The organism is Labilibacter marinus (assembly GCF_001659685.2).
In the GTDB taxonomy this organism is placed as follows: Bacteria; Bacteroidota; Bacteroidia; order Bacteroidales; family Marinilabiliaceae; genus Saccharicrinis; species Saccharicrinis marinus.
On sequence record NZ_LXYE02000001.1, the window covers coordinates 65,762 to 78,716 of the forward strand.

Consider the following 12,955-nt stretch of genomic DNA (forward strand, 5'->3'; position numbering starts at 1 on the left):
CTTAACTTTTTGCTCCGGCCACGCCGGTTTCGTTAGGGCCAAAACCCAATTCATCATTAATTACCACATTATTGCTGCAGTACTTGGCCAAACTATTTTCAATAAACTCTTCAATTTCCTTTTTGTTCGATAAAGGATATAATACATGAATATTTGGCCCCGCATCAATGGTAAAACAGATATTTACGTTTTTTTGTTCTCTAAATTCTCTGATTAGTTGAACAATCTTTAAGGAGTTGGGATGTAACAAGGTATAACCAGGCGTAGAGCTCATCATTAAACCGTGCAAGCTTAAAGCTTCCGATTCGGTGATTTCTATAAACTTTGCCCAATTGCCTTTTTTCAATACATCTAGCAAAGCATTGGTATTTTGCTTTGCTTGTTCAATTCTTCCTGCTTGGTACGGATGATTTTTCATTAATTGATGTCCCACAGTACTGCTAATGCTTTTTTTATCTGAACTCACAATCAGTATCGAGTCCTGAATATTTTTAAAGTCATCATGCACTTGATCGTCTATATTAATGGCGTATTCATCATCGCTGTTGGGTAAAGAAGAAGTTCCCCAAGTATTCCATCCACCATAAACAGAACGGCAAGCACTACCTGAACCCAAACGAGCTATGTTTGAAACGGTGTTTATTCCTAATTCTTCACCCGTAATTTGAAAGTGTACTTTGGCCAAACAAAGCGCTAATGCACTATAGCTACTGGCTGATGAGGCAATGCCCGAAGAATGTGGAAATGTATTTTCACTATTTATTTGGAGTTTGTACTCGTTTAACCAAGGTAAGGTATCCATTATTCTATCGAAAAATACCTGTAGTTTTTTCTCAAAGTCAGGATTGTTTTTGCCTTCAAAAGCAAAGCTAAAATCCAGAGTGTTGTTTCCCTTGGTATATTGATAGGCTACCGAAGTATGCGTAACAGCATTTTTAAGTGTAAAACTAATGGATGGATTTACAGGAATTTGAATGCCTGTTTTACCCCAATATTTTACAATGGCTATGTTAGACGGGCTTTGATAATTAACCTGTCCGCTTTTACTCAAATATGTTTGCTCTTTGTTATTCATTTATTCATAAACTACACGAGCTAAGGGATTTGTTTAACATTCCATACAAGGGTTGTTGAGTACCAAATTATCATAGTCAAAAATCACTTTTAAATCTTTGCCATGAAAGTAGTTTAGCACATACTCTTTGGGTTGACTTGTTACTGCCATCACAAAATCTCCGCCCCAAGCTCCTAATGATTTGATAGAACCATCAAAGTCGCTAAAATGTTCTTGTTTTACGGTCTTTTTTCCAATCACTCGGCCAACAATATCTTCGTGTTCGTTAATGAGTTCCTGAAACTCAGCAATATCATTACAAACTGTTAGGTAAGTAGAGATCGCACTTATTCTATTTATATCTTCTTTATCTACCTTCTTTTTATGAAAACCTCTAATGGCGGACTTCGAGCTTTGTTTGTTTCCTCTATATATAAAGTAAATATTTTCCTTAAACTTAGGGTCAAAGTTGATTTCTACGCTGCGAGGTTTGTCATTAATTAAAAGGAAAAAAATAGGCATTTGGTGTGATGCATTGGCAATATCGTATCCCGATCCTTTAAAAGTCTCTTGTAAAAGTTGGTAGGGGTCTATCTCTAAATATCGTGCTAAATTGTATACTAAAGTAGAGCTGCTTCCTAATCCCCATTCAGGTAAAAACTCTAAATGCGTAATTATCTTTTTACCCATCAGGTCTTTAATATTCAGCTTGCTGTGTTTTATACCTGCACGTACAATTTTTTGTAACTGTTTAGCAAAACCTTCGTCCGAACAGCTGGTAATAGTTAATCTATCATTAAAAATAACGGAGTTCCAGTTGCCTTCAATATGTGTGGCTTCCCACGTTAAATGATTATTGTTGGATTCAAATACTTCAAAACTCTGTCCAATTTTTAAGGGTACTGATAAAGCTTTTGCTCCTTTTAAAACCAGGTATTCACCCGAAATCATCAGTTTTCCGTTTCCTCTTGAAGAAAAAACAGGGACTTGCTCTTGTTTTTGCATAAAGACTAGTTACCGATTCAACTAAAGTTAAATAATTAGTTTGCCAGGATTAATACTCATTCGTTATTTCTTAATAGTTCAAGGTAAGATTTAACAGCAGAGTGACTAATTACATGTGTACCGAAGTGATCAATAGCCATGCCAATTTCTTCTGATGTAGCATTAAATGTAGATAAAATATTTGACAGATGCATTTTCATATGACCTTTTTGAATGCCTGATGTAACTAACGCTGCAATAGCCGAAAAATTGTTGGCCATACCTGCTGCTGCAATAATTTGCATTAATTCTGTGGCGGAAGGATTACCCAACAAACGCAAAGAGAGGCCCGCTAGTGGATGTAATTTTGTAAGTCCACCAACGGTTCCAAGTGCTAAAGGAATAGTTAGTGTATATTTAAATTCATTTTCTGTTAGTTTCACTTTAGTTAAGGATGAATATTGTCCCGATTGTGCAGCATAGGCATGCACACCTGCTTCAATTGCTCTAAAATCGTTACCAGTGGCCAGTACAACTGCATCAATACCATTCATAATACCCTTATTGTGCGTAACAGCGCGAGATGAATTATGCTGAGCCAATAAAACTGCTTTTTTAAATCGTTGGGCAAATTCATCTGGTGTATAATCGCCCGAATAGGCTTTTAAGTCTTCTATAGCACAAGATAAAGTACACTCAACGATACAATCAGGTGTATAGTTAGATAAAATCGCCATGTTCACTTCTGCTTCTGCACCCTTCGACTTTAAATAGTTGCAAAGTGCTTCACCCATTTTCTCCAGACAAGAATTAATAAAGTTAGCACCCATCGAATCCACGGTTTCAAAACTAACCATCAAACAGTAGGTTTCTTTATCCACAAGAGGTTCTTGATTCAGCTTCATCGTATGAATTCCGCCACCTCTTTGCTCCATACTGTGTGAAATTTCAGTAATGCTAGACAGTAGGTGTTCTTTTATATCAGTCAGTTCTTCAAGAAGTTTAATATATCCAAAATCGGTCGTGAAAAATAACTGCCCAACTTTAAGTGTTGATATTACTTTAGTCTGAAATCCACCTCTGTTACTCCAAAATTTAGCCGCTTTTGAAGCTGCTGCCACCACCGAACTTTCTTCAATAGTCATTGGAATAGCATATTCTTTACCATTAATAACAAAGCCTGGGGCAACGCCATAAGGCATGTAAAAGTTACTTAAGGTATTCTCCGAAAATTGGTTGTATATTTCTTGTAGTTCTGAGTGCTGATGGTGCTCAAGAGTGTCTTTAAACGACTGTGGTAATTTAAATTCCTCGAGTAAAACATCTATTTTTTCTTTCTGCGAAAGCTTTGAAAAACCTTTAATCATAAGTGTAATTGTTATCGGTATGCAAGGGTAAACTGTAAAAATAAAGAATTGTTTAAAATCATATAATGATAAGTGGCATGTTGAGTATTCAAGATTAAAATGTCATGTTTTGTCGATATAAGTAACCGTAAATTTTACGCGTTAAATGTAAAGCCCCCCCTTTATTGTGTATAAAATTGATTCTATAAACTAAGGGTTTCTTTATACTTTTGGTAAGGATAAATATTACACGATATTCAAAAACTATATACAATGAAACAATTTCTATTACTGCTGCTTATTGCAGTTCCTTTTTTATCAGTTCAAGCCAAGAAAAAGAAAACACCTAATGTATTAATTATATTATCCGACGACCAAGGTTGGGGTGATGTTGGTTTTAATGGCTGTACCGATATTCCAACACCTAATTTAGATGCCTTAGCGGCGGATGGGGTTATTTGTTCGCAAGGATATGCATCACATCCATACTGTAGCCCTAGTAGAGCGGGTTTACTTTCTGGTAGATACCAACATCGTTTTGGTCATGAGTGTAACTTGCCTTACACCACAGCTAAAGCAGATGACGGATTGCCGTTGGATGAATTAATGATGTCGGAGTTGTTTAAAGAGGAAGGTTTTAAAACCTGTGCAATTGGTAAATGGCATTTAGGAGATTCTATAGCCTACTGGCCAAACAAAAGAGGTTTTGAAGATTGGTACGGCTTCTGGGGAGGCGGAATGAGCTACTGGGGAGATACAGGAAAAGGAAGAGGACCTATGGGAGGTGTTCTTAGAGATGGAGAACCAGTACCTATGTCGGAAATTACTTATTTAACCGATAACTTTTCGGAAGAAGCAGTGGATTATATTGATGAGTACAGTAAAGAGGATAAGCCATTTTTCATGTATTTGGCCTATAATGCACCGCATTCACCCATTCATGCTACAAAACAATATACCGATATGGTAAGTCATATTGAAGATGGATACCGAGCGGCTTATGCGGCTATGGTAGTAGGCATGGATGTAGGCGTAGGTAAAGTGATTCAAAAACTAAAAGATGCTGGCGAGTATGAGAATACTATCATCTTTTATTATAGCGATAATGGAGCAGCGACTAACGGAGCAAGTAGCGAACCTTATAGAGGTCATAAAGGAATGCTTTTTGAAGGAGGTATCCGTGTTCCTTTCTGTGTAACCTGGAAAGGCAAGATTGAAGGTGGAAAGGTTTATGATAAAGCAGTATCCGCTTTAGATATTTTTCCAACAGCCTTAGCTGCAACCGATGTTAAATGTCCAAAGGGTAAAAACCTAGATGGTGTAAACCTAATGCCATTTTTAAATGGAGAGAATCAAGCTTCTCCGCATGAAACTTTATTTTGGAGATATTCTGATGGAGCAGGTTATGCTGTATTAAGAGGCAAATATAAAATGGTGATGTCTGGTTTTAAAAACAACGACTTCTTTTTGTTTGATATTGAAAAAGACCCATTTGAGCATACTAATATTGCTAGCGAAAACCCAGCAAAACTAGCTGAACTGAAAAAGGCTTACCAAGAGTGGAACAAAGGAACAGTTCCTGGTTTATGGGAAGATCCACATGCAGCAAATATCTATAAAGAAGTAAATAAGCGCGAATCTTTTATCAAGAAAGCCACATCTGGCGAAGGGAAGAATCAGAAGTAGAGAGGTGGCATTCTAAAGTGCGCAGATAACACCAAAGGGGAAAAGGCAATAGCCCAGAGCAATGTTCTGGGTTAATAATAATCTCAATCATTACGAGGATTGAAATTATAAATATGCTAACACCTATTAAAAGTTTAAAATCATCATAATGAAACTAAAATTATTAATACCAGTCCTATTTTTACTAATTGGGTTGGTAGTAAAAGCACAGGATAGACCAAATGTTATCTTTATTCTTACGGATGACCAACAATATGGTCTTTTAGGTTGTGAAGGAAATGAAATTGTAAAGACTCCTAATATTGATAAGTTGGCGAGCGAAGGAGTTCGTTTTAGCAATGCGCATATTACAAGTGCTATTTGTACACCAAGTCGTATCTCTATCTTGTTGAGTCAGTTTGAGCGTAAGCACGGTGTAAACTTTAATTCAGGAACTAGTGTTTCGCCAGAGGCTTGGGCTAAATCATACCCTGTTATCATGAAAGATAATGGTTATTACACAGGATATGTGGGTAAAAATCACTCACCAATTGGTGAGGGTGGTTACCAAAGTGGCCTGATGGAGAAGTCGTTTGATTATTGGTATGCAGGTCATGGCCATCTATCATTTTACCCTAAAAAGCGTCATAAAATATTTAAAGGAGCGAAGTACGATACGCAGGTGGAGATTATTGGCGAAGGTGTAGATGATTTCTTTAGTAATGAACACCGAATGGAAGGAGCCTTGCATTTTATTAACGAAAGGCCAGATGATAAACCATTCTGCTTAAGCATCTGCTTAAACTTACCTCATGGTTCAAGTACAGGTACCATGAAGCAATTGCCAACAGATTCTGTTATCTATCGCGATTTATACAGAGATCAGGAGATTGCAATGCCTGAAGATTATGTGGCTAAAGCTGATATTAAAGAACCTAAGTTACCTATTGAAATACATCGCGCATACGACAGACAAGCTGGTTATAACTATGTAGATAACGAAAAGGATAACAAAGAGCGTTATATTCGTCAGATGCAGGCCATGACTGGTATTGATGGATTATTTGGCAACCTAAGAAAGACATTAAAAGAAAAAGGTTTAGATAAAAACACCATCATCTTTTATACATCTGACCATGGTTTATTTATGGGTGAGCAAGGATTAGGCGGAAAGGCTTTGTGTTATGAGAAAACCACAAAAGTGCCTATGGTTGTTTACAATCCTTTTGATAAAAAGAAGCACAGAGGTAAAGTTAGCGATGAGTTAGTTCAGTCCATTGACGTAGCGGCAACGATGTTGAGTTATGCAGGAATAGAGCAACCAGAAGAGTTTCAAGGAAAAGACCTTTCCATGGTATTAAAAGGAGAACAAGAGTCTGTTCGCGAATATCTTTATACCGAGAATTTATGGTCTACACAGTTTGGCAACCCTCGTTGCGAGTCCATTCAGGACAAGGAGTGGAAGTATATTCGTTATTACAAAAACGAAAATTTATCAGCTTCATATAAAATTAAAGCGGCTAAAAGCTTAGGATTAAATGTAAATAAGATGTTGTATTCGGTTCATGATCCTGATATCGCTTTGTATCGCTCGTTTGTTGAAGGTCCTTTAAATGGAGAGGAAGCTGTTTATGAGGAATTATATAATCTAAAAAATGATCCGAATGAGGTAAATAACCTAGCAGGTGACGAAAGGTATAGCGAAGTTTTAAATCAACTGAAGGATGAATGGAAAGTGGCTATAAAAGAAGCTCGCGGAACAGGAAACCCGAAAGTATTGCGTTACACTGCAGATTCAATGATGGAGAAGTATGGATATGTAAAGAATGAATAATATTATTTGCCCGATAGAAAAAATAAATGATGAATTAAAAGCAATTATATATGTCTGGAAAGGTGTATGTAGTTGCTTTTTTTAATTTAATATGGTAATTAACGGTTAAGTAATTTTATTTAACCTCAAATTCTACTAATTATCCCCCTTTATAAAATTACTTTCTCTCCTTACTTTACCTTAAATAACATAATTTAGCTTGTAGTTTTAACACCTTAAAATGATTACAATGCTAAAAATGAATCTACTGCTCGCATTAGTTGTTGCAGTTACTTGTGTATTTGCAAAAAACAAACAATTACCTGATGGATATCCCGATTCCAATCGAAGTAAACAATGTATAAACACCGCTTGGAAATTTCATTTAGGCGATCCTGAGTCTAATTTCTACGAAAATACTTTTGATGATAGCCAATGGGAGATAGTAAGTGTGCCGCATACTTTATCGCCAACATCATTAACTCTGGATTTTTGTAAGGATGGAAAAGATCAGCCTACCTTTCAACGTAATGTAGGTTGGTATCGTAAGGATATTAAAGTAACATCTGATGCAAATAAAATAGTAATACTTGAATTTGAAGGAGCACATCAGGTAACTGATTTATGGGTGAGCGGAAAGCATGTTGGACAATTTGCCGTAACGGGATACACACCTTTCCATTTCGACATTTCTGATTTTGTAAAAAGGGGAGAGGTCAATCAAGTGACCTTATTGGTAGATAACCGCAGAAATGAAAACCTACCTCCTGATGCAGGACCGTTTGATTACGTTAAGTTTAGTGGATTATATCGTGATGTATATCTGGTAGAAACCGACAAAGTGCATATCACTTACAATTGGGAATCTATTCGTTCAGGTATTACTATTACCACCCCAAGTGTTGACCCTGTCAATATGAATGCTACTATCAACATTATTGCTGAAGTTAGAAATGAAGAGAAAATAGCTAAGACATGTAAGGTGATAAACCGAATTGTTAATGACGAGGGCATTGTGGTTCTTAAATTAGTTTCTGAGCAATTGATACCTGCAAAAAGCGCTATGGAGTTTAACCAAGTAGGAGGTATTGAAGATGATTTACATTTGTGGGATACGGATAATCCTTACTTATATCGTGTAAATACCGAGGTATTGGTAGACGGAAAAAGTGTGGATTGTGTAGAAAATAAATTAGGTGTTAGAAGCTTTAGATTAGATAACGAATTGGGTTTTATGCTGAACGGAAAACCAATCGATCTCATTGGTTTTAATCGCCATCAACATTATGGTTACCTTGGAGATGCGCTTCCTAATTCGCTGCATTATAAAGATATGTTGCAGTTTAAGCAGCTTGGTTTTAATGTGATGCGCACCGCGCACTATCCGCACGACGATGCCATTATGGAGGCGTGTGATGAGTTAGGTATTCTAGTTTACGAAGAGGCCCCTACCTGGATCACGATGAATAATACGCCTTTATGGTTCGAGAATCTGGAAAAGTCTGCCAGAATTATGGTTCGTAATCATCGTAACCATCCATCTATTGTTATTTGGGGTGCTGGTATTAACCACAGAGGTTATGTGCCACAGGTACATTATGCCATTAAGCAAGAAGATCCAAATCGTTTAACCGCTTCGCAAGGGGCACGCTGGACGGGATGGCAAGCTTCTGGTTTAACCGATATCAATGCCAATATGTTGTACGGACCATTTATTTGGGATAGATCGGAAACCATGTTGGCTATGGAAGGTCACTCAGGACCTGCAACTGTAGCAGTGCACAAACGTGATCCAAAAATGACGGGAATTATTTCGTGGACAGCCCATGCTTATTATACTTTTCACCCAACTCATGCCAAATATAAAAGCATGAAGGATAGAACCCGAAGTGGAAAAATGACCATCTTCCGTCAGCCAAAAACAGGCTTGCTTTGGTATCCATCTGAAATGAGAGACGAGCCATACTTGCATATTGAAGAAGATTGGAAAGCTGGTTTAAAAGAGCTAAACCTGTATAGTAATGCCGATGAGGTGGAGCTTTTTGTCAATGGCAAATCATACATGAAACAGAAACCTTCTTCAGATACCACTTATTTAGGTTTAGATCATCCTCCTTACTTATTTAAGATTAAGAATTTTGAAGCTGGAGAATTAAAAGCAGTAGGTTATGTGGATGGTAAGGAATATGTAAGCCAAACGATTCGTACTCCGGAAAAAGCACGTCAACTCAAAATTATTTTAGATAATGAAGGGCGTCAATTCGAAGCAGATGGTTCGGATATTTTGGTGGCCTATGCGCGCGTTTTAGATAAAAACGGAACATGGGTGAAGGATTCCATTGGTGAGGTGACTTTCTCTATTTCTGGTCCTGCTAAAATTTATGGAGATGATGCCAATATTAATGCCAACCCAATGTTTATTGAAACAGGGGAAGCGCCAGTGCTTATCCAAGCTGGTACAACTCCGGGTACAATTAAGCTAACTGCCAAAAGTAAGGGCTTAAAGTCAGCAACTGTTAGTTTTAGCACTGTGGCTAAAGAAAATGATATGGTGATAGCGAATGCTAAACCTATCTATGACTTTGAAAAAATAAGAGTTGATATGGGTGCTCCTGATCAATTGATTCAGTTTGGTTGGACACCTTGGAGCTCTGAAGATAATCAGCCATCTACTATAAAATTAGATGCCTTCGGAGGTATTGATGCTAGCGTAAAAGCTAATTCAAGCAATGGAGTATTGCGTTGGTTAGGTGAGATGAACGTCATTGGTAAATATGGTTTTGCTTACGGCGAAGGTGTTATCGGGATTGATGAAAAAGGAATAAACCTTGAATTTGCAAAGCTTCCTAAGGGAACCTATAAATTAACTACTTGGCATCATGCACCGCGTACGAATACCGATTTAATGGATACGAATGTTGATAAGATGAAGAAACTTCAAATTCATAAATTACCGTATGCTTCGGAAATTGCTATTTTGGTAGATGGCCAAGAGGTTTCTCCTGTAAAAACAACAGAAGGTAAAGAAATGCAGTTTGCTCCTGTTGCCACTGCCGAAACAATTCTTATTTCAGATGGAGTAAATCCGGTAAAAGTGACTTTTAAAGATGCTAAAACCAATAAAGGAATTTGGTTAAATGCGTTTGAGTTAAGCGAATGGAAATAGGATATTCATAACTGAATTGAAAAATACAAAGGGTGCAATTGGCGAAAATTGTACCCTTTTATGGTTAAATCCTACAATAGTGTAAAAAATAGTAAAGTTTGATTTTGAATACAAAATACAGAAATGTAGATTTGTAAAAACATTAAAAATATAAATATGAAGCAAATAAGAATCGTAACGTTATTGCTTGCTTTGGTTTTAGCATTTAACGTTAACGCTGAAATTAAACAAGTAAGCAGTAAGGCTAAATCTGCAAGTATTAACAAATGGGAAGTGATTGATATTAGTTTTAAAGGAAAAGCCAAGTCTCCTTTTACAACTGACTTTTATGCTACATTCACTTCTCCTACAGGGAAAACACAAAAAGTACCTGGTTTTTATAATGGAGGTAGCGAGTGGTTACTTCGTTTCTCTGGTTCGGAAGCTGGAGAGTGGATTTATACCACCACTTCGGAAGTTTCATCTTTAAATAGTAAAAAAGGAAAAGTAACTATCCTTGATAAAGCAAGTGAAGGAGAAAAAGGAGGAATCATCATTCCAGAAAAAGATAATCGTCATTTTTATTATGAAGATGGATCACCATATTTTTTAATGGCCTTTGAGTGCGATTGGTTATATGCATTGGATTACCATAACAAAGAGGGTTTACCAAAATCGGAACACCTATTAAACCTTTTACAGCAGAATGGCTTAAACCAAGTGGTGATGAATGTTTTTTCCTACGATGTGAGTTGGAAAAAAGACGAGTTATTAGCTAAACATCCAGAGCATGAGTTTGGTGGTCCAAAGGATATATTTCCATTTTTAGGCAACAACGAAAATCCTGATTATTCAGCTTTAAATGTTGAATTCTTTAAAAAGTTCGATCGTACCATTGAACTAATGCAAGAAAAAGGAATTGTTTCTCACTTAATGGTTTACGTGTGGAATAAGTTAGTGGCGTGGCCAGATATGTATTCGGATGCAGACAATATGTATTACGACTATGTGGTAAAACGTTATGGTGCTTTCCCAAATATTATGTGGGATGTTTCTAAAGAAGCTTTGTTCTATGGCCGTGCTGATGATGAGTATATTCTTGAACGTTTAGAGCGTTTCAGAAAAGCTAATTACTTCAATCGTTTGGTAACTGTTCACGATTATGGGTTTTGTAAGCGTCATCCTGAATCAGTGGATTATATTTCGCGCCAAGATTGGACTTACGCACTTTATACCAATATGCTTAACGACTTTAATAAGTATAAAGGTAAGCCTGTTTTTAATATTGAGCATGGAGGATATGAAGAATCGCCGTATGTGGTTTTTCCTGGAAGTTATATTAATGCAGAGCAATGTTTAAAGCGTAACTACCAATGTGCTTTTGCAGGAGTTTATTCTACTTACTATTGGCAAGGAACTTCATGGAATGCCTTAATTTATAATCCGTTTGAGCAAGAAGATGGATTCTATAAACCCAAGTTTGAGTACTTTAAGCACATAACGCAATTGTTTACTGATTATCCTTTTAAAGATTACAAGCCTGTGCCTTGGCATAATCAGGCAGGTTATTGTATGCAACACAAAGAGAAGGAAGAGTATTTAAATTACGTTCCAAAAGAGACTTATCAATATCGCAAAGAATATATGTTTAAAGATAAAAAGCCAGTTTATTTTAAATGGTTTAATACTTTAACGGGCGAGTATTCTGAGGAGTTTAAGTACGACAAAAAGAAAGAATTTATTAGTCCATGGTATGGCAAGGCAGATGCTGTTTTAATTACTTGGAAGTAGTTTTTATCGAATGAAATATAGAAAGTCGAGGTAATGATATCACGACTTTTTTTGACCGTTTTTTAATAAAAGACTAACTAGTCCGAATTAAAGTTGTAACTTGAGAGGAGTCTAATTTTAAAAACTTATAACAATGACAACAGTAAATATCTATCTGACTTTTGATGGTAATTGTGAAGAAGCTTTTAATTACTACAAAACTGTTTTTGGAGGTGATTTTGAAATGGTGAGTCGCTTTAAAGAAATGCCTCCAATGGATAATTGTCCTGAAGTGTCGGCTGAAGATGCCGAAAAAATAATGCACATTACCTTACCTATTGGTGGAGATACGGTTATTATGGGTAACGACACAGGAGGAGAGTGGGCTACCAATTATAAAGCAGGTAATAATTTTTCCATTTCAATTTCTACCGATAGCCAAGAGAAGGCCGATGACTTTTTTGCTAAGCTATCTAAAGGTTCGGTTGTAATGCCAATGGATAAAACCTTCTGGGGCTCGTATTTTGGTATGTGTGTCGATCAATTCGGAATTACATGGATGGTGGGTTGTGAGTTAGAGGAATAGCTTAAATAATACTATCATATTTTTTTTAATGTCTAAAACTTAATCTTTCGTGAATTAGGTTTTAGACATTTTATTTTTAGCATTTATTAAGACCTTTTTAATACTTGCTAACGCTGCAAATCTCTTAAATAAATTACATTTGTGCCGTATTATTCAATATGAGCAATTTCTATATTCACTTTATTGTCGCGCTGCTTTGGTTTATCAATGCGTATAATCCAAATGCAAAAGATACTTTTCTTCAGGAAGAGGAGAGTGGGTATTGTTTCGTGTTGAGTGATTCTTCTACCTCCGCAGATATTGATTTTTTTGATGTGGAAGAAGATGAAGAAGAAAACGTTGATAAATATTCGACACTTCATCCTACACAAGTTTATAGTTCCTATTTTATCCCCCAAACAGATTTTAAAAATAGGAATCCATATTTCATTCATTTTATTCTTTTCGAGACGGATACTTCACCACCGTTAGTTTAAAAATCCCCGGTATTATTTTATTTAAGCTATGCAGATATTCTTCTGTATGGACATTTTATATGTTTTAGAATAGCGTAGATCGGATCCATTTTTAGGTGGACTCATTTTCTGTGGTA

General features: G+C 36.4%; 9 protein-coding genes. 6 read left to right on the forward strand and 3 right to left on the reverse strand.

Going from position 1 to position 12,955, the window contains the following annotated elements:
• Position 1: 1 nt before the first annotated feature.
• The 3 genes from mvaD to A8L32_RS00225 are packed head-to-tail and all read right to left on the reverse strand — an operon-like array spanning position 2 to position 3,405.
• Complete coding sequence (mvaD, locus tag A8L32_RS00215) at positions 2 to 1,075, reverse strand: diphosphomevalonate decarboxylase (RefSeq protein WP_075589689.1); 1,074 nt, start codon at positions 1,073 to 1,075, stop codon at positions 2 to 4.
• 33 nt (positions 1,076 to 1,108) lie between these two features.
• The gene (locus A8L32_RS00220) at positions 1,109 to 2,059 is read right to left on the reverse strand and encodes a GYDIA family GHMP kinase (protein ID WP_075589690.1); all 951 of its coding nucleotides are present in this window, start codon (positions 2,057 to 2,059) and stop codon (positions 1,109 to 1,111) included.
• Positions 2,060 to 2,115: 56 nt separating this feature from the next.
• The gene (locus A8L32_RS00225; RefSeq protein WP_233145433.1) at positions 2,116 to 3,405 is read right to left on the reverse strand and encodes a hydroxymethylglutaryl-CoA reductase, degradative; all 1,290 of its coding nucleotides are present in this window, start codon (positions 3,403 to 3,405) and stop codon (positions 2,116 to 2,118) included.
• Positions 3,406 to 3,657: 252 nt separating this feature from the next.
• Between A8L32_RS00225 and A8L32_RS00230 the strand changes: the two genes are divergently transcribed.
• From A8L32_RS00230 to A8L32_RS00255, 6 genes are all read left to right on the forward strand, one after another.
• Positions 3,658 to 5,070, forward strand: a complete 1,413-nt coding sequence (locus A8L32_RS00230; RefSeq protein ID WP_075589692.1) for a sulfatase family protein — start codon at positions 3,658 to 3,660, stop codon at positions 5,068 to 5,070.
• Between the two features lie 148 nt (positions 5,071 to 5,218).
• Positions 5,219 to 6,883, forward strand: coding sequence for a sulfatase-like hydrolase/transferase (locus A8L32_RS00235; protein WP_075589693.1), 1,665 nt, complete (start codon positions 5,219 to 5,221; stop codon positions 6,881 to 6,883).
• Between the two features lie 229 nt (positions 6,884 to 7,112).
• Positions 7,113 to 10,028, forward strand: a complete 2,916-nt coding sequence (locus A8L32_RS00240) for a glycoside hydrolase family 2 protein (protein WP_198931706.1) — start codon at positions 7,113 to 7,115, stop codon at positions 10,026 to 10,028.
• Positions 10,029 to 10,184: 156 nt separating this feature from the next.
• The gene (locus A8L32_RS00245; protein ID WP_075589694.1) at positions 10,185 to 11,798 is read left to right on the forward strand and encodes a DUF5060 domain-containing protein; all 1,614 of its coding nucleotides are present in this window, start codon (positions 10,185 to 10,187) and stop codon (positions 11,796 to 11,798) included.
• 133 nt (positions 11,799 to 11,931) lie between these two features.
• Entirely contained in the window at positions 11,932 to 12,363 is a 432-nt protein-coding gene (locus A8L32_RS00250) for a VOC family protein (protein ID WP_075589695.1), read from the forward strand.
• Between the two features lie 158 nt (positions 12,364 to 12,521).
• The gene (locus tag A8L32_RS00255) at positions 12,522 to 12,839 is read left to right on the forward strand and encodes a hypothetical protein (protein ID WP_075589696.1); all 318 of its coding nucleotides are present in this window, start codon (positions 12,522 to 12,524) and stop codon (positions 12,837 to 12,839) included.
• Positions 12,840 to 12,955: the final 116 nt, after the last annotated feature.

Coding starts and splice junctions, on each gene's coding strand:
- mvaD (WP_075589689.1), bottom strand. CDS start 1,075: ATGAATAACAAAGAGCAAACATATTTGAGTAAAAGCGGACAGGTTAAT.
- A8L32_RS00220 (WP_075589690.1), bottom strand. CDS start 2,059: ATGCAAAAACAAGAGCAAGTCCCTGTTTTTTCTTCAAGAGGAAACGGA.
- A8L32_RS00225 (WP_233145433.1), bottom strand. CDS start 3,405: ATGATTAAAGGTTTTTCAAAGCTTTCGCAGAAAGAAAAAATAGATGTT.
- A8L32_RS00230 (WP_075589692.1), top strand. CDS start 3,658: ATGAAACAATTTCTATTACTGCTGCTTATTGCAGTTCCTTTTTTATCA.
- A8L32_RS00235 (WP_075589693.1), top strand. CDS start 5,219: ATGAAACTAAAATTATTAATACCAGTCCTATTTTTACTAATTGGGTTG.
- A8L32_RS00240 (WP_198931706.1), top strand. CDS start 7,113: ATGCTAAAAATGAATCTACTGCTCGCATTAGTTGTTGCAGTTACTTGT.
- A8L32_RS00245 (WP_075589694.1), top strand. CDS start 10,185: ATGAAGCAAATAAGAATCGTAACGTTATTGCTTGCTTTGGTTTTAGCA.
- A8L32_RS00250 (WP_075589695.1), top strand. CDS start 11,932: ATGACAACAGTAAATATCTATCTGACTTTTGATGGTAATTGTGAAGAA.
- A8L32_RS00255 (WP_075589696.1), top strand. CDS start 12,522: ATGAGCAATTTCTATATTCACTTTATTGTCGCGCTGCTTTGGTTTATC.